The following is a 22,040-nucleotide window of genomic DNA, read 5'->3' as shown; positions in this document are numbered from 1 at the left end:
CGGCCGGCCCTTCTTTTCGCCGCACGCCCGACATACCGTGGCCGGGTGGGTGAATGGTGGTCGATCGAGGTCGCGGACGGCGAATTCTCCGCCGCCTCGTGGAAGGACACGCACAGCAGGGACCTGATCCGCACCGCGCTGGAGTCCGGCGCGGAGGACTGGGCCTGGGTGGAACGCCCCTGGGGCGTGGTGCTCGAGCTGTGCTTCCCCGACCTGGCGACGGTCGGGGGATTCTCAGCGTTCCGGGACGCGCCGCTGGTCAAGGCGGCCCTGGACGCCGTGCCGGATCCGGTCAATGGGATCCAGGTGTATCCGGGACGGGGTGGCTCGTCCGGCGCGCGGGTGCCGCGGAAACCGAGACCGGCTCCGTTCTCGGCGAGCGTGAGTCTGCCGGAGCCGGAGACGCCACCGGAGTTCGTCGACCTCGCGGCGACGGTGGTGCTGCCGGCGCCGCTGGGAAGCGAGAGCACGGCTTTTCCGGACTGACTATCTGGGCTGATTCTCCGGGCTGACTTTCTGGGCTGACTCTCCGAGCCGGGACGAATCAGCGTGCGGCGCGCCGCCGGATCAGCGCGCCCGCCGTCAGCGCGAAGCCGGCGGCGGCGACGAGTTCGTGGGACACGAACCGGTTCGGCGCCTCGTTCTGGATGCGGCCGTGGAAACGGCACACGACGGTGGGCCACAGCTGGTGCCCGAACAGCATCGACGAGGGCTTGTCCAGGTCGGGCAGAGCGGCTCCGGCCATTCCGGCGAGCACTGAGACCGCGAATCCGCCCGGCCGGTCGGAACGCCCCGGACCGGGCGTCGCCGCCGAGCCCGATTTCAGCGCGGCCCGCGTCGCCAGGCCCATCGCCGTCAGGCCCGTGAGCCCGTCGGCCACCGCGATGCGGAAGAACCGCTCGTCGCTGTCCCACTTGCCCCAGTGCGGCAGCGCGTCCAGTACGAAGTGCGAGGCCACGCCGATCAGGAACGCGGGCAGCGGCCGTTTCGCGGCGGCGCCGATGACCGCCCCCGACAACACATGGTTGGTCACCAGCATGCGACCACCGTAACCGAGCGGCGGTCCGCTGGGCCGGAGCCGCTCCGCCGCGCGCCGCCCGGAGCGGCTCCGAGCGGCTCGCAGAAGAATAATCGCGACTGCTCTCAACTTTCCCCCGGCTCGGAGGCTCTACCGAGTGTGCGCCGCCGGTCCCGGCGGCGTGCGGGCCACGAGGAAGGGAGAGCGGGGTGCCGCCGAATGGCGCTCACCGACGATGAGGAGCGGCGGTTCTGGGAGTTCGTCGCGACCCGGCGCGGCCGTCTGGTCCGCACCGCGTACCTGCTGACCGGGGACCACGGGCTCGCCGAGGACTTCGTGCAGGACGCGCTGATCCGGACCTACCGGAACTGGGGCCGCATCCGGGCGGCGGAGCAGCCGGAGGTCTACGTCCGGCGCATCGTCGTGAACCTGGCGAATTCCTGGTGGCGGCGGGCCCTGCGGCACCGCACGCAGGTCGCCTGGCAGCTGCCGGAGCGCGCGGACGAGCGCGACGCGCACGCCGCCGTCGACCGCGACGACGCGCTGTGGCGGGCGCTGGCCCGGCTGCCGACCGGCATGCGGACGGTGATCGTGCTGCGCTACTACGAGGACCTCACCGAGGCCGAGACCGCGGCGATGCTGGGCCGGTCGCTCGGGACGGTCAAGAGCCAGGCCTCGCGCGGCCTGGCGCGGATGCGGGAGCTGCTCTCCGAGGACGCGCGGCCGGACGCGCGGCCAGTCGCGCCGCCGTCGAACGCGCGGCCGTCATCGCCATCGACCAAGACAGGAGCCTTCCATGACAGATGATGAGAGCGGCTTCGGGGACGAGATCTCCAGCATGCTCCGCCACCGCGCGCACCGGCATCCGGACCACCCGGACCCGGTCGGGATCACGCGGGAGCACCTACGGCACGCGGGCGCGCGCCGCCGGAAAGCGTCGCTGAGCGGCGTGGCCGTCGCGGCAGTGATGGTGACCGGCGGCGTGGTGTGGGGAACGCGGACGCCGGCCGGCAATCAGGGCACCAGCGGCGGCCCGGGCGTGGTCGTGAACGGAGTGAGCAGCCCGTCCGGCACCGCCACGCCGACCCCACCGCGATCGCTCCCCTCCTCGCCACCAGCCTCTTCCCAGAGCACTGGCTCAGCGCCGACCAGCGCGCAGTCGACCGAACCGAACGACGGGAGCGTGGTCCACGGCTGCGACCCCACCGCCACACCGGTGATGACGGCCAAGAACTTCGCATGGCCGGCCCGCGGCCCCCTCGCCGCCGACGCGGCGCTCACGAGCGCACTGCTGCAACGCGCCACCTCGCTCACCGGCGGCAGGAACGCCAAGCTCGCCTACGCGGGCGAGAACGCGGCCCTGCGCATCGCCGTGGTCTTCGTCGACCCGCCGAACGACGACGTCTGCGGCCCGGGCCTGCGCGCGGTCGTCTTCCACGGCCCGAAGGGCAGCGGCGCGGACCAGCTGTCCGCCCAGATCGGCCCCGGCTTCTACAGCCCGCAGTCCGGCTTCCTGTGGGCCCAGCGCACCCCCGACGGCGCCTTCACGCTCCTGCTGGTCGAGGCACCGACCGTGCGCACCCTCAAGGCCGGCGGCACGCTCGGCACCAAGTCCGCCACCGCCCGCCCACCCGTCGCGACCCCCGACGGCAGCCTCCTGACCACCTACGCACCGGGCACGAACGTCCCGGCGACGTTCGACTTCACCGACCCCGGCACCGGCCGCCAGGGCTCCAACCCGGTGACCTTCACCCTCACCGCCCCGACCGCCCAGGCCCTGGCCACCACCCTGAACCTCGACCCCGCCACCATCTCCCCCACCCCCGAAACCGACCACCTCGGCATCGCCTTCCGCATCACCAACGGCCCCCGCTTCTCCCTCACCGCCACCGATCCCGCCCCGGGCGCCGAGAACGTCTACTGGACCGAAATCCACTGACCGCACACCGAGCACGACAAAGGCCCGACCGCCGGACTCCACTTCCGGTGGTCGGGCCGCGTTCATTATCCCGCCCGGCTCAAACCGATCATGGATCTTCCGTCCTACGCTGCCCGAGTCGATCGCGTCGATCGCGTCGATCGCGTCAATCGCGTCCACCAAGTCGGCCAAGCGCAGGGGGAAGCATGGGGGAACTGACCGTCAAGGCCTGGAAGCGCTATGGGAAGGACCGGCTCTACATCACCGACGCGCAAACACAGGCAAACGTCGGCTACTACGATCGCCAGACCAGCGAACTCCACATCGACGACCCGACCCTGCGATACGCCGCCCTGGACGCACTCTCGCCCTTCCTCAGCGGCGAGATCCCGGCACTCGCCCACGTGATCGAAGCCACGCCCCCACCCCCGGACAGAGACCTGACAACCAACTCCGCCGGCGCGGCCATCGCCGAACGCGCCGCCGAACTGTCCCCGGGCCGCTTCCAACGCCTCGCGGCCAAAGTCCTCGGCATCAGAACCGAAGCGACATCCTGGGAAGTCGGCGCCGCCGGCGAACGCCTCGTCGGCCACCGCCTCGACCTGCTCAACGCCCGCGGCTGGAACGTCCTGCACTCGGTGACCCTCAAAAGCGGCGCGGACATCGACCACATCCTCATCGGCCCCGCCGGCGTCTTCACCATCAACACGAAGCACCACCCCCGCGCCCGAATCACCGTCAACGGCGACTTCACCCGAGTCAACGGCCACCTCCACCCCTACGTCCGCAACAGCCGCCACGAGGCAGCGTCCGCGACAAAGCGCCTCAGCGCGGCCTGCGGCCGACCGATCCACGTCCGAGGCCTGGTCGCCTTCGTCGGCATGGACTCCCTCGACGTGAAAGCGGCACCCGCCGACGTCCTGATCACGCCCGGCAAACGCATAGAGCGGCTGTTCCAGTCCATGCCGCAGGTTCTCAGCCCAGACGTTCAAGCAAGGATTTTCGCCGTGGCGCGGTACGAGAACTTCTGGAGGGTTTGACACCTCGCGATGGCGCTTCTCGCTGAACTTGCGGCAGTGGGCGCAGACAGGTTCGAACTGCCGACCGCTCGGGTGTAAACCGAGTGCTCTTCCACTGAGCTATGCGCCCCAGAGGGACGGCTGGCCGTCCTTCAAGAGGGCAAGAGTACCCGACCCGGACGGGGTGCGCGGCCAGCGTTCTTTGAGGGTGTCAGCCCAGGCCCTTCGGTTGTCCGTCCTGCCAGCGCATGCCCCAGCCGTACATGCGGTCCAGTTCGCTCTGGAATCCGGTCGTGTACTGGACTTCGCGTTGCAGGACCAGGTCGGGGCCGTGGCGCAGGAGGAGGGCGACCGCGCAGGCCTTGGCCTGGGGGATGGGGTTCTCCAGCTTCACTTCCAGGGGGTTGCCGGTGGCCGGGTGGAAGGTGACCTTGGCGTTGGCGCCGTCGAAGGCGCCCTGGTAGGCGAAGACGAAGACCAGGACGCGGCTGAGCTCGTCGGCGTGGTCGAGGTTGATGAAGAGGTTCTCGCCGATCGCGCTGCCGCTGCGGTCGTCCTGGTCCAGGCGGATGTAGGGCGGCCTTTCGAAGTCGCCGCGGCGGTGGCCCAGGGCCTGGACGACGCCGCGCTGGCCGGCGGTGAACTCGTAGAGGCAGCCCAGGTCGAGGTCGACGAGGCGGCCGTGGCTGATCGGCGGGGGCTCCAGGCGGCGGGAGGACAGCTTCAGGCCGGCGGTGGGGCGGGGGGTGGGGATCATCGGGAGCTGGTCCCAGATGAGGTTGACGCGGAGCGTCCCGGCGGCGGCTCCTCGGCTCGTCAGCGACTGGACGGGGCGGGTGGCCGTCATCTTCTCGACGCGGTTGCCCCCCTCACCGTCGTCGGACGCCCTGATGATCATGCGGTTCAGGCGCATCGCGGAACCCCCTGCGTGATGAAGTTGTCTGATTTCCCTGTGTGTCGACTCCAGTGTGCTACCCAGCGGGCCCGACAGGGAACTCTCAGTCGTTCCTGTCTCGGAAATGACGTTCCAGGGCGGCCCGGACGTCGTCCGACAGGGAGGCGGCGGCGCTGCCGGCGGGGGTGGCCGGTGCGTCGGGGGTGGTTCCGGGATCGGCGGGCGCCTGCTCCGGCCGGACGCTGTCCTCGGCGCCGCAGTCCTTGCACTGCGTGCTGCCCAGCATCCGCACCAGCCGTGCCGAGCCGCATTCGGCGCAGTGCGCCAGGTCCGCGGTCCAGTCCCGGCCGCTCTGGCACTGCGGGCAGACCAGCACCTGCTCCCCCGCACGCACACCCCGCCGCCACGGCGACGCCCCCTTGACCGGGTCGGTCTGGCGGGCGCCGCAGCGGTGGCAGGGCATGGCGTGGGTCCTATACAGGTTCTGGAAGGGCCGGAAAGTGGATCGTCAGACGCCGGCCGCGGCCAGCGCGGCACGGTAGTCGTCCAGGGAGCGCGCGTCCGCCAGGCCGTTCACCACGGTCCAGCGCACCGCGCCCGCACGGTCGATGAGGAACGTCCCTCGGACGGCGCAACCGCGCCCCTCGTCGAACACCCCGTACGCACGCGCCGCGGCGCCGTGCGGCCAGTGGTCGGCGAGCAGCGGGAAGCCGAAGCCGGCCTCGTCGGCGTACGCGCGCAGCGAGTACAGCGCGTCGCACGACACCGCGAGGACCTGCACCCGCTCGTTCTGGAAGTCCTCGACGCTCTCGTGGATCGCCTGCAACTCCGAGCCGCACACCCGGGAGAAGGCGAACGGATAGAAGACCAGCAACACCGCGCGCTCCCCGCGGAAGTCCGCGAGGGCGACGGTCTGCCCGTGCTGGTCGGTGAGGGTGAAGTCCGGGGCCTGGTCGCCGACGGCGGGCACCGGCGGCTGTTCGGCCTCGACCTGGGACGCCGGCCGGCCGGGCGGTCCGGCCGAGCCCGGCGGCGCCGACACCCCGGGCGGTACGGCCGCCCCGGACGTCGCAGCCGCCGCTCTGGTCACCATGGCCACCGCGGTCACCGTCGGCGGAGACGAGGACGCCGGCGGCGCGTGCGCCACCGAACCGCCCGCGACGACCGCCGCTGCGCCATTCGTGGCGCCCTCCGAGCCGCCACGTGCGGCGACCAGGGAGGGGAGGGCCAGGACGGTCGACTCACCGGACGGTCCGAGGGACCGGCTGATGGACAGTCCGATGGACGGTCTGATGGACCGGCTGATGGACGGCCCGACGAACCGCCCGAGGAACCGGCCGATGGACGGGCTGATGATGGACGATCGGACGGACGGCCCGATGGCCGGTCCGGCGGACAGGCCGACGGACAACCCGCCGGTCGATGGACGGGGAGATGGGCCGCCGGCCGGCGGCCCGGAATCGGAGGACATCGGCGCTACCGGGACGCGCCGTCGGCCTTGACCCGCCCCGCCGACTTCGCCGCCTTGGCCCCGGCCTTCGGCCCGACCAGGCGCGTGCCGTTCCAGTCCGTGCCGGCGCTGATGCTGGAGGCCGCCGTCAGCCCCGCGGTCGGGGCGGCCTCGCCGATCTCGCTGGGCTCGACGTGGCCCTGGCGCCCGGCCTTGGGCGTGAACAGCCAGATCCGCCCGCCGTCGGCCAGCGAGGTCAGGGCGTCGACCAGGTTGTCCACCAGGTCGCCGTCGTCCTCGCGGTGCCAGAGCACGACGGCGTCCACCACGTCCTCGAAGTCCTCGTCGACCAGGTCCGCGCCGATCGCCTCCATGACGGCCTGACGCAGTTCCTCGTCGCAGTCCTCGTCCCAGCCGAGCTCCTGCACCACTTCGCCCGCCTGGAAGCCCAGACGCGCCGCCAGCGGGTTGGCGGCGGCCGGAACCGAGTCCGCGACCGCGCCCACGGAACTGTCCTCCTTCATGTCGTTCTGCATTCCCCTAGTCCATACGCCGAAAGCCCAAGACGCAACTACCCGTTGGGCGGCGAGTCCGGCGGGGTGTCGCCGCGAGCCCCGCTCCACCCCGCCGGACCGGGCCGCGAACGCGCCGGTCCCGGGCGCCGGCGCCCGGATCGGACCAGGTGCGCGCGGGGTGCGGCGGGCGCGATTCCGGCTCCCGGAACCGGTGTCGGACCACCCTCCTGCACGCATTTATCCTGGTTACCACCCAGTAGATGTGACGCCCACTGCCTGCACGTCAGAAGATGGTGGACGATAAGACCGAGAAGATCTACAAGATCGATGTCTAGGTTGAAGGACGAACGTGGCACCCGGACAAGAGCGTTTCCCGATCATCAGTGACGGCCTGCCCACTCAGCTGCCGGACGTGGACCCCAACGAGACGGCTGAGTGGATCGAGTCCTTGGACTCGGTCGTCAACGAGCAGGGCCGCCAGCGTGCGCGGTACCTGATGCTGCGCCTGCTCCAGGAAGCCCGCGCGAAACAGGTCGGCGTGCCTGGCCTGCGCTCCACGGACTACATCAACACCATCCCGCCGGAAGCCGAGCCGTGGTTCCCGGGCGATGAGGACATCGAGCGCCGGATCCGGGCGTTCATCCGCTGGAACGCCGCCATCATGGTGTCCCGGGCCAACCGGCCGGGGCTGGGCGTCGGCGGCCACATCGCCACGTATGCCTCGGCGGCCTCGCTCTACGAGGTCGGCTTCAACCACTTCTTCCGCGGCAAGGACCACGGCGAGTCCGGCGACCAGATCTACATCCAGGGCCACGCCTCCCCGGGCGTGTACGCGCGCGCGTTCCTGGAGGGCCGGCTCACCGAGCAGCACCTGGACGGCTTCCGCCAGGAGGTCTCGCAGGCGCCGTTCGGGCTGCCGTCCTACCCGCACCCGCGCCTGATGCCGGACTTCTGGGAGTTCCCGACCGTCTCGATGGGCCTGGGCCCGATCGGCGCGATCTACCAGGCCCGGTTCAACAAGTACCTGTACTCCCGGGGCATCGCGGACACCTCGCGCAGCCATGTCTGGGCCTTCCTCGGCGACGGCGAGACCGACGAGCCGGAGTCGCTCGGCGCGATCGGCCTGGCCGCCCGCGAGGAGCTGGACAACCTGACCTTCGTGATCAACTGCAACCTGCAGCGCCTGGACGGCCCGGTGCGCGGCAACGGCAAGATCATCCAGGAGCTGGAGTCCACCTTCCGCGGCGCCGGCTGGAACGTCATCAAGGTGATCTGGGGCCGGGACTGGGACCAGCTGCTGGCCCAGGACACCGACGGCGCCCTGGTCAACAAGATGAACACGACCCCGGACGGCCAGTTCCAGACCTACTCGGTGGAGACCGGCTCCTACATCCGGGAGCACTTCTTCGGCGACGACGCCCGGCTGCGCAAGATGGTCGCCGGGATGTCCGACGACGACCTGCGCCTGCTCTCCCGCGGCGGCCACGACTACCGCAAGGTGTACGCGGCGTTCAAGGCGGCGCGCGAGCACACCGGCCAGCCGACGGTGATCCTGGCCCACACCATCAAGGGCTGGACGCTGGGCGAGCACTTCGAGGCGCGCAACGCCACGCACCAGATGAAGAAGCTCACCAAGGCCGAGCTGAAGGCGTTCCGGGACCGGCTGCACCTGCCGATCACCGACGCCCAGCTGGAGGCGGACCTGCCGCCGTACTTCCACCCGGGCGAGAACTCCCCGGAGATCCAGTACATGCAGGAGCGCCGGGCCGCGCTCGGCGGGTACCTGCCGCGCCGGCAGATCCGCTCCAAGCCGCTGATCCTGCCCGGCGACGACGTCTACGGGCAGCTCAAGAAGGGCTCGGGCAAGCAGGAGCTGGCCACCACCATGGCCTTCGTCCGGCTGCTGAAGGACCTGATGCGGGACAAGAACATCGGCGCCCGGTTCGTGCCGATCATCCCGGACGAGGCCCGCACGTTCGGCATGGACTCGCTGTTCCCGACCGCGAAGATCTACTCGCCGCACGGGCAGACCTACGAGGCCGTGGACCGCGACCTGCTGCTGTCGTACAAGGAGTCGACGCAGGGCCAGATCCTGCACGAGGGGATCAGCGAGGCCGGCTCGACGGCGTCCCTGGTCGCCGCCGGCACCGCGTACGCCACGCACGGCGAGGCCACGATCCCGGTCTACATCTTCTACTCGATGTTCGGCTTCCAGCGCACCGGCGACCAGTTCTGGCAGATGTCCGACCAGCTCGGCCGCGGTTTCGTCCTGGGCGCCACGGCCGGCCGCACCACGCTGACCGGCGAGGGCCTGCAGCACGCCGACGGGCACTCGCACCTGATCGCCTCGACGAACCCGGCCGTGGTGGCCTACGACCCGGCGTTCGCCTTCGAGATCAGCCACATCGTGCAGGACGGTCTGCGCCGCATGTACGGGTCCTCCGAGCAGCACCCGCACGGCGAAGACGTGTTCTACTACATGACCGTCTACAACGAGCCGTACCAGCAGCCGGCCGAGCCGGCCGGCGTGGACCCCGAGGGCATCCTCAAGGGCCTGTACCGCTACCAGGCGGCCCCCGAGGGCCCGGCCGACCGTCCGAAGGCGCAGATCCTGGCCTCCGGCGTCGGCGTCACCTGGGCGCTGAAGGCGCAGCGGCTGCTGGCCGAGGAGTGGGGCGTGGCCGCCGACGTGTGGTCCGCGACCTCCTGGACCGAGCTGCGCCGGGACGCGCTGGCCGCCGACGAGCGCGCCCTGCTCTACCCGGAGGAGGAGGCCCGAGTACCGTACGTCACCCGGACGCTCGGGAGCACCGAGGGCCCGATCGTGGCGGTGTCGGACTGGATGCGCGCGGTTCCGGACCAGATCGCCCAGTGGGTGCCCGGCGACGCGGTCTCCCCGCAGCGCTACAGCTCGCTGGGGGCCGACGGCTTCGGCTTCGCCGACACCCGCGGCGCGGCCCGGCGGTTCTTCCACATCGACGCCGAGTCGGTGGTGACCGCGGTCCTTCAGCAGTTGGCCAAGCGCGGCGAGGTCAAGCGCGAGGCGCCGGCCGAGGCGATCCGCAAGTACCAGCTGCACGACGTGCGGGCCGCGGGCGCCGGCCCGACCGGCGGGGAGGCCTAGCCTTCCGGCGGCCCGCGCGAGCGGGCCGCCGCCCGCCCCGCGCACAGACAAGTGCCCCGGCCGTCCTTCGACGACCGGGGCACTCCGCTTGACCGGCGGCGGGACTGCGGGAACCGCTGCCGGAGAAACGTCAACGCGCCTTGCGGAACCCCCCACGAGTTCCGCAAGACGCGACACGACCGAGCGTCACAACCACCCGTTGGACAGTGGCGGCGGGGCCCGGACTCCGCCCCACGCAGCCGGGCACCGCCGCACATCCGTTGCGAACTTCTCGGCTCGCATGGTCGAGATTAGGCATTGCCGGACACGGAAGCGAGAATCCCGTACAACTCCGTACACTCGTTCCGCAGGCCTCAGACCTGCGGCTTCTGCGGTGAGCGGCGTACGGAGGAGATACGGAGGAGGGCACGGTGACGGACACGGCGATCTCCACGGCGCCGGACCCGACCGGAGTCGCCGGACTGGCGGAGTTCATCGAACAGCTCCGCCTGCTGCGAGCACATGCCGGAAATCCGTCGTTTCGCACGCTGGCCAAGCGGGTCGGCCCGCTGCTGCGGCCGCCGCAGGAGCTCACCCACTCCACGGTCAGCGACGTCTTCGACCCGAGCCGCCGCCGCCTGAACCAGGAACTCGTGGCCGCGATCGTGCTCGCGCTCGGCGTGCCGGAGTCGCAGGTGCCGCTGTGGCGCGCGGCCTGCGTGCAGGCGCACGCCGCCGAGCGGCCGGCCGGCGCGGCCGGCGTGTTCCGCCAGCTGCCGGCCGAGCTCGCCACCTTCACCGGCCGCCGCGAGCAGGTGGCCGAGCTGCTGGCCTGGGCCGAGCGGGCCGAGCCGACTGAGCGGGCCGAGCGGGCCGAGCGGGATGAGTTGGCTGAGCGGGCCGAGCGGACCGAGCGGGCCGAGCCGGCCGGCGAGTCGGTGGACGGCGGCGCCTCCGGGGTCGTCGTCGCCGCCATCGAGGGCATGGCCGGCGTCGGCAAGACCCAGCTCGCCATCCGCACCGCCCACGAGCTGGTCCGCGCCGGCCGCTTCGCCGACGTCCAGCTCTACGTCAACCTCCGCGGCTTCGACGCCGAGGCCGCGCCCGCCGACCCGGCCGAGGTCCTGGACTCCTTCCTGCGCCAGCTGGAGGTCCCGGCCCGGCAGATCCCGGCCGGGCGCGCCGAGCGCGCGGCGATGTTCCGCGACCGGATCGCCGGCCGCCGGGCCCTGCTGGTCCTGGACAACGCCGCCGACGAGGCCCAGGTCACGGACCTGCTGCCGGCCGGACCGGGCTGCCTGGTGCTGGTCACCAGCCGACGCAACCTGGCAGGGCTGGACGGCGCGCACCTGGTCCGGCTCGACGTCTTCGCCCCGCGCGAGGCGCTGGAGCTGCTGGGCCGGGTGGTCGGGGCCGAGCGGGTGGTGGCCGAGCCGGAGGCCGCCGAGGAGGTGGTGCGCCGGTGCGGGCTGCTGCCGCTGGCGGTCTCGCTGGCCGCGGCCCGGCTGCGCTCGCGCCCGGCGTGGGGCCTGGCCCGGCTGGCCGCGTACCTGCGGGACAGCGGCCTGGACGCGGTCCGGGCCGGCGGCCGCGAGCTGCGCCCGGTGTTCGAGCTGTCCTACCGCGACCTGCCGCCGCACACCGCGCGCGCGTTCCGGCTGCTGAGCCTGCACCCGGGACGCGGCGTCACCGCCGGCGCGGTCGCGGCGCTGGCCGGCACCTCGGAGGCGGACGCCCGCGCGATGCTGGAGGTCCTGCTCGACGAGAGCCTGGTCGAGCAGCGCACCGCCGATCGCTACGAGCTGCACGACCTGCTGCACGCCTACGCCCTGGAGCGCGCCGGGGCCGACGAGGCCGGGCCGGAGCGCGCCGAGGCGCTGGCCCGGCTGCTGTCCTGGTACCTGCACACCGTGGAGAACCTCTCCCGCGCAGTGGAGACCCGCCGCCTGCTGGAGACGGTCGAGCCGCGCCCCGGCGAGCCGGAGCCGCCGTTCTTCGCCACCGCGCCGGAGGCCATGGCCTGGTACGACGCCGAGCGCGAGAACCTCGGCGCGGTGATCGCCGCCGCCGCCGAGGCCGGCCACCACGCCGTGGCGCTGCGGCTGCCGGTCACGCTGCTGGGCTGCTACCAGCTGCGCAAGGACTGGGTCCGCTGGCGGTCCGGCTACGAGACCGGCCTGGCCAGTGCGCGCGGGCTGGAGGACCGCGCGGCGGAGGGCCGGCTGCTGAACGGTCTGGGCCTGGTGCGGTTCGACGTCGGCGAGTACGAGGCGGCGATCGAGGTCTACCGCGAGGCGCTGGCGCTGGCCGAGGAGGTGGGCAACCGGCCGCAGGTGGCCTCGATCCTGGGCAACATCGGGGACTGCCACTGCCGGCTCGGCGACCTGGCCACCGCCGAGACGGTGATCAAGGAGAGCCTGGAGATCTTCCGCGACGTCGGCCTGCCGCAGAACCTGGCCTCCTCGCTGTGCAACTACGGCGTGCTGCTGCACGAGGCCAAGCGGAACGACGAGGCGCACGCCACCTATGTCGAGGCCCAGGCCGCGGCGCAGGCCGCCGGGAACCGCCGCTACGAGGCGATCATCGTCTTCAACCGGGCCGAGGTCTGCGTGGATCTGGGCCGGACGGCCGAGGCCGAGGACGACTTCCGGCTGGCGCTGGCGGCGTCCCGGGAGGCCGGGGACCGCCCCACGGAGGCGGAGACGCTGCGGGCCCTGGCGCGGGTGCTGACGGCCCGTGAGCGGCCCGCTGAGGCGCTGGCGGCGCTGGAGGAGTCCGTGGCCCTGTACGAGGCCCTGGGGTCGCCTGAGGCCGCTCTGGGGCGGGAACTGGTGGCCGCGGCGCGGGAGCGGGCGGCTGCGGCGCGGGAGCAGCAGGCGGCCCGGGCGCGGGAGCAGGGGGCGGCCCCGGCGCGCGAGCAGGTGGCGGAAGGCTGAACCGCGTCCGGCGCGCGCCTCAGGCCCCCGCGCGCTGCCGGTCCGCGTCCCGGTCCCGGTGCGGCTCCATCGGCGGGCTGCCGATCGGCAGGCACGTCTGGCACTGCGGCTCCTCGACCGGGTGCTCGGGCGTGGGCTGCACGACGCGGTCCCGGATCCCGAACCACGCGATCGCGCCGGAGACCGCGAACAGCAGCGCCGAGAGCATCATGGCCTTGCTGAACGCCGGCTCCAGCTCCGCCGGGTCGGCGTAGCCCTCGCCCTTCAGCCCGACCAGCAGCGGGAACGCCGCGACCGCCAGCGCCCCGGCGGCCCGCGCCACCGCGTTGTTGACGCCGCTGGCGATGCCCGCGCGCTCGACGGTGGTGGAGTTCAGGACGGTCACCGTCACCGGCACGGCGATCATCACCAGGCCGAGGGAGAACACCAGCAGCGCCGGGAAGATGTGGGCCCAGTAGTTCGGGTGGTGGCCGGCGGTGGCCAGGATCAGGGTGCCGACCGCGGTGAGCGCGCCGCCGGCGGTCATCAGGCGGCGCGGGCCGATCTTGGTGGTCAGCCCGCCGACCCGGGAGGACAGCAGCATCATGACGATCGTGGTCGGCAGCGAGGCCAGACCGGCGGCCAACGGCTTGTAACCGCCGACCACCTGGAGGTAGGTGGCGAAGAAGAAGAACACCGCGCCGAGCGCGCCGTAGGCGGTCAGGGTCAGCGCGTTGGCGGCGCTGAACTCCCGCGAGCCGAACAGCGACAGCGGCATCATCGGCGCCGGCGAGCGGCGCTCGACGAGCACGAAGGCCACCAACCCGGCCACGCCCAGCAGCCCGGTCAGGACCACGCTGGGCGCCCCGAGCCCCTTGGCCCCGGCCTCCACCAGCGCGTAGGTGACGCCGGCCAGGCCCACGGCGCCGAGCACTGCCCCCGGCACGTCGAAGTGCCCGGTGGTGGTCTCGCGCGACTCCGGGACGTAGCGCAGCGCGATAGCCACGACCGCGGCGGCCAGCGGCAGGTTGATCAGGAAGATCCACCGCCAGGAGGCGTACTCGATCAGCCACCCGCCGACCAGCGGCCCGGCGGCGCCGGCGATGCTGGCCAGCCCGGACCAGGCGCCGACCGCCTTGGCACGGTCGTCGGGATGGAACACCGACTGGATGAGCGCGAGCGCGCCGGGGGTCAGCAGAGCGCTGCCGACGCCTTGCAGCGCGCGGAACGCCACCAGGAAGCCGATGCTCGGCGCCAGCCCGCAGGCCAGCGAGGCCAGCGCGAACCAGACCACGCCGATGAGGAACACCCGCCGCCGCCCGAACCGGTCGCCGAGCGAACCCCCGACGAGCACGAACGCGGCGAGGGTGAGGGTGTAGCCGGTGACGGTCCACTGCAAGCCGGCCAGCGCGGCCCCGAACTGCTTGCCGATGGCCGGCAGCGCGATGTTAACGACGGTGCCGTCGAGAAAGGCCATCGCCGAGCCGAGGATGGTGGTGGCCAGGACACCGCGCCCGACCGGGGTGCCGAGACGGACCGTGCCCGCCACCGCCGACGGGGATCCGGCCATCACAGCTCGCTCACCATGACGACCATCGTGGCACGCGGGACCGGACGCCGCACGACACGGCGATCGGCGACGCACGAGGCGCAAGGCGGGGGCGCAGGGCGCGACGAAAGAGACCAGGCGGCCGGATTCGAACCGGCGTCCTCCACGGATCCGCAGTCCGGGCGCGACTACCTCTGCGCTACACCTGGTGGGTCCCGGGCGGCCGGATTCGAACCGACGTCCTCCGCCTTGGAAGGGCGGCGTGACTTCCACTGCACTACACCCGGGATGGGGTCAACCGTAGCCCGCGACACAAGACTCAGGCGGCCCGGGCGGCCGGATTCGAACCGGCGTCCTCTCGATTTTGGAGACCGAGCGCGACCACCATCTGCGCTACACCCGGGATGGGGACCAACGTAGCTTGCGACGCACCGCTAACAGCCCGGGCGGCCGGATTCGAACCGACGTCTTCCAGTTTTTGCCAAACCGGTGTGACTTCCACTGCACTACACCCGGGATGAGCGGCGCGAACGGCCGGATTCGAACCGGCGTCCTCTCAGTTTATGAGACCGAGCGCGACCACCATCTGCGCTACGTCCGAGCCGGGTCGAGCTTGGCCGATCAGAGGCCGGCCGCGCAACCTGCCACCACGTCGGGCAGCGGGTCGTCGGCCCCTGACATCAGAGCATTGATTACTGCGCGCCAGCGTTCCGGTCGGCCGTCGAGTGTGGCGCGGACGGCGTCCTCCAGCGGCCAGGCCAGCGGATCGTCCACGACCGTGTCGGTCCGGCGGCCGGGTACCGGCTTCGGGGCGTCATCCGGCGGGAATTGCGCGGCGGTAATCAGCGGGGCGGCGTCGGCCGCGGCCATCGAGGCCCGCACTGCCGGGTGCATCCGGTCCAGGGTGCCGACCCGGTCCAGTTCCAGCGCCCATACCGGTTCCAGGCCGGCCAGCTCGGCGAGGCGGATGTAGCAGGACAGCAGGCCCGGGCCCTCGATGCGGACCGCGGCCTGCCGGACCGCCTCGTGCACCCACTCCGCGTCGGTGGCGCTCCACAGCGGCGCCAGCTGCGCGGGGGTCGGCCGGGCGGAGAGCATGGAGGCGTACCACTCGGTGTCGAACTCCGGGTACGGCGCCATCCGGAAGATCGCGGTGCACAGTGCCTCGTCGCTGTCCGGGCGCTGGAACACCCGGCGGCACAGGTCGCCGGTGACCAGGCCGGGCGCCAGCAGGCTTCGCAGGACGCTGTCGGGCGTCGCCGGGTTGCTGGCGAGCGCCTCGCGTTGGCGGTCGCGCAGGTGCCGATGGGCCTCGGCCTTCGGCTCGTCGGTGAGCACGAAGTCGACCACGGCGCGCGGCAGCGGCGCGTTGTGCGCCACCGCGACGGCGAACACGGCGTCGTCGTCGCGGTTGATGGTGGCCAGCGACGGCGGGTGCTCGGCGGAGGGGCCGTAGGGGAAGTCGTCGGACTCCCGCAGCAGCTGCGCGACCACCGTCGGCGGCGCCAGGGACAGCAGGGCGTTGGTGACGACCCAGCGGTCCCACAGGCCGCGGCGGCTGAAGACGTCGACGCCGCGCAGGAACACGCGCTCGTGGGCCAGCCGCCCGAAGGACTGCAACGTCTCCTGCACGCCGGTCAGGACCCGGTGCCAGCGCCCGACCTGCGCGCCGAGTTCCTCGCCGACCAGCCGCCGCAGCTCCCACGCCAGATCGGCGCGCGCCCGGCGGGCCCGGTCCACGCGGCCGTCGGGGCCGACGGTCCGGTCGTGGGCGGCCAGCTCGACGATCGCCGCGCCCGGCTGGCCGTCCCGGACCAGGGTGGCGGCGTCGATGCTGCCGCGTTCCAGGCCGCGGATCAGGAGCGCCCGGTAGCTCGGCGCGGCGCGGGTCACCTCCGGCTGCACCCACGGCTGCGGCAGCAGGTAGTCGTGGAAGGCGCTGCGGGCGGTCGCGAGGTCCGGCGCCGGGTGCATCAGGATATTGCGACCACGGCCGGCCATCACCACCGGCCGTCGGCCGCGCGCCTCGGTGCCGAACCGTTCGCGCAGCAGCCGGGTGACGCCGCCGCTGGCGTCCGGGGCCGGTCCGGCCGCGTCGCCGAATGCCAGCCGGCGGGCCACGGCGCGCGCGACGCGTTCGGCGGGATGCGCCGCCAGCTGCTCGGCGACGATCGGGCACAGCTCGGCGCGCGGATCGACGACGCCCTCGGCGAGTTCGGCCGCGTCGACCAGCGCCAGGACCCGGACGACGTCGTCGGCGCGCGCCGAGGCCAGCAGGGTCAGCAATCGAGCAGCACCGGCAGCGGTCATGGCCGGACCGCCGATGGGACCGCCATGCCGCCCATCCGTAGCTCCGTCCCGTCGGTTCGCGTCCTGCGGCCTCATCCCGGCGGCATTCGTGGTTCCGGCCGTCAGCAGTAGTCCCGAGTACCTGAGCAGTCGCGTTCAGTCGCCCTTAAGTGGTCGCCTCTGTCCTCGCCCTTCGCGGCGCGCTCTAATCCACCCAGTCCCGAAGCAGGGCGACTGCCTTGAGACGGCGCGGGTTCCCTTCGACATGCTCGCTGATCAGGTCGGTGTATGGCCAGGGCTCGATCATCGGCGCGCCGAGTTCCATAGCGGTTCCCGGCACCCCGATCGTCAGCGGTACCGCCTCCGCGGCGGCCAGGATCGGCGCGATATCCCCGTCCGCCATGGAGGCGCGTACCGGACCGGCCATCTTCTCCAGCCGCCCGACGCGCTCCTGCTCCAGCGCCCACACGGGTTCTGGTCCGGCGGTGCGGGCCAGCGTGGCGTACCCGGCCCAGCGGAGCGCCGGCAGCGACAGCCGGCTGTTGAGGCGCTTCAACAGCCAGTGCACCAGGACCGGATCGCCGGACGCCAGCAGCGGTTCCATCAGCCGGGTGTCGTCCTCGTCGCCGACCGAGCCGCCGCTGACCGAGCCGTCGCGGAACCGGCCACGGACCAGACCGTCGCGGAACCCGGGCTCAAAGCCGCCGGCCGCCTCGGCGCGCCGCACACATCCGACCCGGAGCGTCCGGTCGGCCGCGCTGTCGAGATAGACCTCCTGGAGCACTTCGACGTCGGCCGGTTTCCGCAGCACTCGTTCACGCAGTCCGGCGGCGAGCATGCCGGGGTTGCGGAAGTAGGCCTGGAGCATGGCCGGTGTGGACTTCTCGCCGCCCAGCGCGTAGGCGACCAGCTTCGGCACGATCGGGCCGCGGTCCATGACGCGGGTCAGGATGCCCCGTGACGGCTCGCTGGAAGCGCACTGGTCCAGGAACAGATCCACCAGCGTCGGCGGCGCCATCGCCAACAGCACCGCCGACGCGTCGATGCCGCGCGGCCAGCGCGGCGCGCGGCCCTCGTCCTTGGCATGTCCGGGTATCCGGTCGTACTCGCCGCGGTCCTCGTGCAGCGCGACCGATTCGATCAGGGCGGGCACCGTGCCGCCCCAGGAGCCGGCGCGCGCGATCGCCGCGAGCCACAGCTCCGGGTCCTCGCCGAACCACCGGTCCAGGATCCCGGCGACCACCGCGAGCAGTGCGCGCCGGCAGGTCTCGAAATCGCTCGCCGTGATCGCCAGCCCGGCGGGCTGCCGGCCCCCCAGGTACTGCTCGGCCAGCCCGTCGATCGGGACCAGCAGGCCGAGCAGCTCAGCGGCCGGACGCGTCAGCAGCACCGCGTCGGCGGCGTCCAGCGAGCCGGCCATCAGGCCCCTGATCACGAGGGCGCGCCGCGCGAAGTGGGCGCCGCCGCCGAGCGGCACCGGCCGGGACCGGGGGCACAGGGCGGCCAGGTCCCGCGCGTCGGGCCGGACCTTCGTCGGATGGGGCTCGGCGGAGCCGTCGTCACGCATGCCGACCATCATCGGGGACGGCGGCGGGGCCCGGCCCGGGATTTCCGGGCCGGGCCCCGCCGGCGGCGATCGCGCGTCCGCCCTCCGGACCGGGCGACTCAGGCCTCGATGTTGCTCATCACGTGCTTGATCCGGGTGTAGTCCTCGAAGCCGTACAGCGACAGGTCCTTGCCGTAGCCGGAGTGCTTGAACCCGCCGTGCGGCATCTCGGCGACCAGCGGGATGTGGGTGTTGATCCACACGCATCCGAAGTCCAGCGCCCGGGCCGCGCGCATCGCCTTGCCGTGGTCCTTGGTCCACACCGAGGACGCCAGCGCGTACTCGACGTCGTTGGCCCAGGCCAGCGCCTGCTCCTCGCCGGAGAACCGCTGCACGGTGATCACCGGGCCGAAGACCTCGTTCTGGACGATCTCGTCGTCCTGCTTCAGGCCGGAGACCACGGTGGGGGCGAAGAAGTACCCGGTGTCGCCGACCCGCGCGCCGCCGGCCTCGATCGTGGCGTGCGCCGGGAGCCGCTCGATGAAGCCGGTGACGTGGCGCAGCTGGTTGGCGTTGTTCAGCGGCCCGTAGAGCACGTCCTCGTCATCGGGCTTGCCGGTCTTGGTGTTGCGCGCGGCCTCGGCCAGCTTGGCCACGAACGCGTCGTGCACCGAGTCCTCCACCAGCACGCGGGTGGCGGCGGTGCAGTCCTGTCCGGCGTTGAAGTACCCGGCGACCGAGATGCCCTCGACCGCGGCGTCGAGGTCGGCGTCGGCGTAGACGATGACCGGCGCCTTGCCGCCGAGCTCCAGGTGCACCCGCTTGACGTCGGCGGCGGCGCTCCTGGCCACCTCCATGCCGGCCCGCACCGAACCGGTGATGGAGGCCATCGCCGGGGTCCGGTGCTCGACCATGGCCCGGCCGGTGTCGCGGTCGCCGCAGATCACGTTGAACACGCCGGCCGGCAGGATCTCGCCGATGATCTCGGCCATCAGCAGCGTGGAGACCGGGGTGGTGTCGGAGGGCTTGAGCACCACGGTGTTGCCGGCGGCGATCGCCGGGGCGAACTTCCACACCGCCATCATCGCCGGATAGTTCCAGGGCGCGACCTGCGCGCACACCCCCACCGGCTCGCGCCGGACCCAGGAGGTGTGCCCGGCCAGGTACTCGCCGGAGGCGGCGCCGTCGAGCATCCGGGCGGCGCCGGCGAAGAAGCGGATCTGGTCGACCATCGGGGGCAGTTCCTCGGAGGCGGTGAGCCCCAGCGGCTTGCCGGTGTTCAGGGACTCGGCGGCGACGAGGTCCTCGGCGCGCGCCTCGATGGCGTCGGCGACCTTCAGCAGCAGCCGCTGCCGTTCGGCCGGCGTGGTGTCGCGCCAGCCCGGGAAGGCGTCGGCCGCGGCCTTCATGGCGGCGTCGACGTCGGCGGCCTCGGAGACCGGGGCGTGCGCGATCACCTGCTCGGTGACCGGGTCGATGATCGGGCTGGTCCGGCCGGACACGGTGCCGGCCGGCTTGCCGCCCACGTAGTTGCGCAGCTGACGGGGTTCCACGGAGTTGCTCCCTTGTGCCGCCGCGACCTCCTCGTCGCGGCATCTGACATGTTTCGTACCCACAGCACGGTGCGCGCCGGGCCAGGCTCGATACGAGCGGGACGGCCGCCTGCGACGGTGGTCCCCCGCCCTTCGAGCCTACACGCCGACCCCGGTGCTGACGATGGATTCAGTTCCCAAAAACGCGTTCGCGTACGGATTCCATCGCTGAAGCCTTGCCAAGATACCGTTCCGGTTGCCACAATCCCACCTGTGACCGACAGGACCGACCGGGCGGACCGAACCAACTCCGGGGCCGCCTTCCACCTGGACCCGCTGTCGAAGGCGATCATCGAGCAGCTGCAGCAGGACGGCCGCCGCGCCTACGCCACCATCGGCCGCGCGGTGGGCCTCAGCGAGGCCGCCGTGCGCCAGCGGGTGCAGAAACTGATCGACGCCGGTGTAATGCAGATCGTGGCGGTCACCGACCCGCTGACGGTCGGCTTCCACCGGCAGGCCATGATCGGCATCCGCGCCGAGGGCGACCTGGAGCCGGTGGCCGACGCTTTGGCCGCCATGGCGGAGGTGGACTACGTGGTGATGACCGCCGGGTCCTTCGACCTGCTGGTGGAGGTGGTCTGCGCGGACGACGACCACCTCCTGGAGATCATCAATAAGCGGATCCGGAGCCTGCCGCAGGTGCGCTCCACGGAATCTTTCGTCTATCTGAAGCTTCGCAAACAAACTTACACCTGGGGCGCCCTGTAGCGGTAAGAACGGCGCTCCACCGGGCCCGTCCCCGAACGATCCCCCATCAGCTGAGGAAGCAGCAATGAGCACAGACAGCCTGGACCAGGCCGCCTACGACCATCTGTGGATGCACTTCACCCGGATGTCGGGCTACCGGGACAACCCGGTACCGACCATCGTCCGGGGCGAGGGCGCCCGCATCTTCGACCGCGCCGGCAAGAGCTACCTGGACGGCCTGGCCGGCCTGTTCGTGGTGCAGGCCGGGCACGGCCGGGTGGAACTCGCCGAGGCCGCCTACAAGCAGGCGCAGGAGCTGGCCTTCTTCCCGCTGTGGAGCTACGCGCACCCGCAGGCCATCGAGCTGGCCGACCGGCTGGCCGACTACGCCCCCGGCGACCTGAACAAGGTCTTCTTCACCACCGGCGGCGGCGAGGCCGTGGAGACCGCCTGGAAGCTCGCCAAGCAGTACTTCAAGCTGGTCGGCAAGCCGATGAAGCACAAGGTCATCTCGCGGGCCATCGCCTACCACGGCACCCCGCACGGCGCGCTGTCCATCACCGGCATCCCGGACGCCAAGAAGTACTTCGAGCCGCTGGTGCCCGGGGCGTTCAAGGTCCCGAACACCAACTTCTACCGGGCCGCGGAGATCACCGGCGTACCGGCCCTGGGCGAGGACCTGGAGGCCTTCGGCCGCTGGTGCGCCGACCAGGTGGAGTCGATGATCCTGGCCGAGGGCGCGGACACCGTGGCCGCGGTGTTCGTCGAGCCGGTGCAGAACTCCGGCGGCTGCTTCCCGCCGCCGCCCGGGTACTTCCAGCGCCTGCGCGAGATCTGCGACCGGCACGACGTGCTGCTGGTCTCCGACGAGGTGATCTGCGCGTTCGGCCGGCTGGGCACGATGTTCGCCTGCGACAAGTTCGGCTACGTGCCGGACATCATCACCTGCGCCAAGGGCATGACCTCGGGCTACTCCCCGATCGGCGCGGCCATCGTCTCCGACCGGATCGCGGCGCCGTTCTACGAGGGCACCAACTACTTCCCGCACGGCTACACCTTCGGCGGCCACCCGGTCTCGGCGGCGGTGGCGATGGCGAACCTCGACCTGTTCGAGCGCGAGGGCCTGAACCAGCACGTGCTGGACAACGAGGGCGCGTTCCGGTCCACCCTGGACAAGCTCAAGGACCTGCCGATCGTCGGCGACGTCCGGGGCGACGGGTACTTCTACGGCATCGAACTCGTCAAGGACAAGGACACCAAGCAGACCTTCGACGACGACGAGTCCGAGCGGCTGCTGCGCGGCTTCCTGTCCAAGGCGCTGTACGACGCGGGCCTGTACTGTCGGGCCGACGACCGGGGCGACCCGGTGGTGCAGCTGGCGCCGCCGCTGATCATCGGGCAGTCCGAGTTCGACGAGATCGAGCAGACGCTGCGCTCGGTGCTCACCGAGGCCTGGACCCGCCTGTAACTCCGCCGGCGGTACGCGGCGCCCCCGGACCCCGGTCCGCGGGCGCCGTTTCCGACCCCGACCCGAAGGCCCTGAT

General features: G+C 72.1%; 17 protein-coding genes and 6 tRNA genes. 8 read left to right on the top strand and 15 right to left on the bottom strand.

The window, feature by feature from the left end; genetic code table 11:
- Positions 1–45 precede the first annotated feature (45 nt).
- A complete protein-coding gene (locus ABD481_RS25025) occupies positions 46–486 on the top strand; it encodes a hypothetical protein (RefSeq protein ID WP_344668186.1) in 441 nt (146 codons plus the stop codon).
- A gap of 58 nt (positions 487–544) precedes the next feature.
- On the opposite strand, the gene ABD481_RS25020 is transcribed toward ABD481_RS25025, so the two are convergent.
- Complete coding sequence (locus ABD481_RS25020; protein ID WP_344668185.1) at positions 545–1,039, bottom strand: hypothetical protein; 495 nt, start codon at positions 1,037–1,039, stop codon at positions 545–547.
- 198 nt (positions 1,040–1,237) lie between these two features.
- On the opposite strand from ABD481_RS25020, the gene ABD481_RS25015 reads away from it, so the two are divergent.
- From ABD481_RS25015 to ABD481_RS25005, 3 genes are all read left to right on the top strand, one after another.
- Complete coding sequence (locus ABD481_RS25015) at positions 1,238–1,825, top strand: SigE family RNA polymerase sigma factor (protein WP_344668184.1); 588 nt, start codon at positions 1,238–1,240, stop codon at positions 1,823–1,825.
- The gene (locus tag ABD481_RS25010; protein WP_344668183.1) at positions 1,815–2,957 is read left to right on the top strand and encodes a hypothetical protein; all 1,143 of its coding nucleotides are present in this window, start codon (positions 1,815–1,817) and stop codon (positions 2,955–2,957) included. Before ABD481_RS25015 ends, ABD481_RS25010 begins: the two co-directional genes overlap by 11 nt.
- A 185-nt stretch (positions 2,958–3,142) precedes the next feature.
- Complete coding sequence (locus ABD481_RS25005; RefSeq protein WP_344668182.1) at positions 3,143–3,976, top strand: nuclease-related domain-containing protein; 834 nt, start codon at positions 3,143–3,145, stop codon at positions 3,974–3,976.
- Between the two features lie 37 nt (positions 3,977–4,013).
- Here ABD481_RS25005 and ABD481_RS25000 read toward each other — a convergent pair.
- The 5 genes from ABD481_RS25000 to ABD481_RS24980 form a co-directional block, all read right to left on the bottom strand.
- Positions 4,014–4,085: transfer RNA gene (locus ABD481_RS25000), tRNA-Val, on the bottom strand.
- 81 nt (positions 4,086–4,166) lie between these two features.
- The gene (locus ABD481_RS24995) at positions 4,167–4,868 is read right to left on the bottom strand and encodes a Tellurium resistance (RefSeq protein WP_344668181.1); all 702 of its coding nucleotides are present in this window, start codon (positions 4,866–4,868) and stop codon (positions 4,167–4,169) included.
- Between the two features lie 85 nt (positions 4,869–4,953).
- Entirely contained in the window at positions 4,954–5,313 is a 360-nt protein-coding gene (locus ABD481_RS24990) for a P-loop NTPase family protein (protein ID WP_344668180.1), read from the bottom strand.
- Between the two features lie 45 nt (positions 5,314–5,358).
- Positions 5,359–5,820, bottom strand: a complete 462-nt coding sequence (locus tag ABD481_RS24985; protein WP_344668223.1) for a peroxiredoxin — start codon at positions 5,818–5,820, stop codon at positions 5,359–5,361.
- 506 nt (positions 5,821–6,326) lie between these two features.
- Entirely contained in the window at positions 6,327–6,836 is a 510-nt protein-coding gene (locus tag ABD481_RS24980; protein WP_425559276.1) for a DUF3052 domain-containing protein, read from the bottom strand.
- Positions 6,837–7,164: 328 nt separating this feature from the next.
- On the opposite strand from ABD481_RS24980, the gene aceE reads away from it, so the two are divergent.
- Both aceE and ABD481_RS24970 read left to right on the top strand, forming a co-directional pair.
- Positions 7,165–9,939 (top strand): pyruvate dehydrogenase (acetyl-transferring), homodimeric type, encoded by a 2,775-nt coding sequence (gene aceE, locus ABD481_RS24975; RefSeq protein ID WP_344668179.1) that lies wholly within the window; start codon positions 7,165–7,167, stop codon positions 9,937–9,939.
- 410 nt (positions 9,940–10,349) lie between these two features.
- The gene (locus tag ABD481_RS24970) at positions 10,350–12,854 is read left to right on the top strand and encodes an ATP-binding protein (protein ID WP_344668178.1); all 2,505 of its coding nucleotides are present in this window, start codon (positions 10,350–10,352) and stop codon (positions 12,852–12,854) included.
- Positions 12,855–12,873: 19 nt separating this feature from the next.
- Here ABD481_RS24970 and ABD481_RS24965 read toward each other — a convergent pair whose 3' ends face one another.
- The 9 genes from ABD481_RS24965 to ABD481_RS24925 all read right to left on the bottom strand — a co-directional run bounded on the left by ABD481_RS24965 (position 12,874) and on the right by ABD481_RS24925 (position 19,770).
- Positions 12,874–14,403 carry an MFS transporter gene (locus ABD481_RS24965; RefSeq protein ID WP_344668177.1) on the bottom strand — a complete coding sequence of 510 codons (1,530 nt, stop codon included), beginning with the start codon at positions 14,401–14,403 and terminating at the stop codon, positions 12,874–12,876.
- 112 nt (positions 14,404–14,515) lie between these two features.
- Positions 14,516–14,591 (bottom strand) — tRNA-Arg (locus ABD481_RS24960).
- Positions 14,592–14,596: 5 nt separating this feature from the next.
- Positions 14,597–14,669: transfer RNA gene (locus ABD481_RS24955), tRNA-Gly, on the bottom strand.
- 40 nt (positions 14,670–14,709) lie between these two features.
- Positions 14,710–14,785 (bottom strand) — tRNA-Trp (locus ABD481_RS24950).
- Positions 14,786–14,823: 38 nt separating this feature from the next.
- Positions 14,824–14,898: transfer RNA gene (locus ABD481_RS24945), tRNA-OTHER, on the bottom strand.
- A gap of 9 nt (positions 14,899–14,907) precedes the next feature.
- Positions 14,908–14,983 (bottom strand) — tRNA-Met (locus ABD481_RS24940).
- A 20-nt stretch (positions 14,984–15,003) separates the two neighbouring features.
- On the bottom strand, positions 15,004–16,692 hold the full coding sequence (locus ABD481_RS24935; protein ID WP_344668176.1) for a hypothetical protein: 1,689 nt from the start codon (positions 16,690–16,692) through the stop codon (positions 15,004–15,006).
- Between the two features lie 184 nt (positions 16,693–16,876).
- Positions 16,877–18,238 carry a hypothetical protein gene (locus tag ABD481_RS24930; protein ID WP_344668175.1) on the bottom strand — a complete coding sequence of 454 codons (1,362 nt, stop codon included), beginning with the start codon at positions 18,236–18,238 and terminating at the stop codon, positions 16,877–16,879.
- Between the two features lie 98 nt (positions 18,239–18,336).
- Positions 18,337–19,770, bottom strand: a complete 1,434-nt coding sequence (locus tag ABD481_RS24925; RefSeq protein WP_344668174.1) for a gamma-aminobutyraldehyde dehydrogenase — start codon at positions 19,768–19,770, stop codon at positions 18,337–18,339.
- 252 nt (positions 19,771–20,022) lie between these two features.
- Here ABD481_RS24925 and ABD481_RS24920 point away from each other — a divergent pair, with 252 nt between their 5' ends.
- Positions 20,023–20,517, top strand: coding sequence for an Lrp/AsnC family transcriptional regulator (locus tag ABD481_RS24920; RefSeq protein ID WP_344668173.1), 495 nt, complete (start codon positions 20,023–20,025; stop codon positions 20,515–20,517).
- 64 nt (positions 20,518–20,581) lie between these two features.
- Positions 20,582–21,964 (top strand): aspartate aminotransferase family protein, encoded by a 1,383-nt coding sequence (locus ABD481_RS24915; RefSeq protein WP_344668172.1) that lies wholly within the window; start codon positions 20,582–20,584, stop codon positions 21,962–21,964.
- Positions 21,965–22,040 lie beyond the last annotated feature (76 nt).

The sequence above is a fragment of the Catenulispora yoronensis genome (assembly GCF_039531695.1).
Classification (GTDB): domain Bacteria; phylum Actinomycetota; class Actinomycetes; order Streptomycetales; family Catenulisporaceae; genus Catenulispora; species Catenulispora yoronensis.
This window is presented reverse-complemented; position numbering and strand designations above follow the sequence as displayed.

What these genes read in the sequence shown, in the direction of transcription:
- ABD481_RS25020 (WP_344668185.1), bottom strand. Translation starts at nt 1,039, where the DNA reads ATGCTGGTGACCAACCATGTGTTGTCGGGGGCGGTCATCGGCGCCGCC.
- ABD481_RS25015 (WP_344668184.1), top strand. Translation starts at nt 1,238, where the DNA reads ATGGCGCTCACCGACGATGAGGAGCGGCGGTTCTGGGAGTTCGTCGCG.
- ABD481_RS25010 (WP_344668183.1), top strand. Translation starts at nt 1,815, where the DNA reads ATGACAGATGATGAGAGCGGCTTCGGGGACGAGATCTCCAGCATGCTC.
- ABD481_RS25005 (WP_344668182.1), top strand. Translation starts at nt 3,143, where the DNA reads ATGGGGGAACTGACCGTCAAGGCCTGGAAGCGCTATGGGAAGGACCGG.
- ABD481_RS24995 (WP_344668181.1), bottom strand. Translation starts at nt 4,868, where the DNA reads ATGCGCCTGAACCGCATGATCATCAGGGCGTCCGACGACGGTGAGGGG.
- ABD481_RS24990 (WP_344668180.1), bottom strand. Translation starts at nt 5,313, where the DNA reads ATGCCCTGCCACCGCTGCGGCGCCCGCCAGACCGACCCGGTCAAGGGG.
- ABD481_RS24980 (WP_425559276.1), bottom strand. Translation starts at nt 6,836, where the DNA reads ATGCAGAACGACATGAAGGAGGACAGTTCCGTGGGCGCGGTCGCGGAC.
- ABD481_RS24965 (WP_344668177.1), bottom strand. Translation starts at nt 14,403, where the DNA reads ATGGCCGGATCCCCGTCGGCGGTGGCGGGCACGGTCCGTCTCGGCACC.
- ABD481_RS24935 (WP_344668176.1), bottom strand. Translation starts at nt 16,692, where the DNA reads ATGACCGCTGCCGGTGCTGCTCGATTGCTGACCCTGCTGGCCTCGGCG.
- ABD481_RS24930 (WP_344668175.1), bottom strand. Translation starts at nt 18,238, where the DNA reads ATGCGTGACGACGGCTCCGCCGAGCCCCATCCGACGAAGGTCCGGCCC.
- ABD481_RS24915 (WP_344668172.1), top strand. Translation starts at nt 20,582, where the DNA reads ATGAGCACAGACAGCCTGGACCAGGCCGCCTACGACCATCTGTGGATG.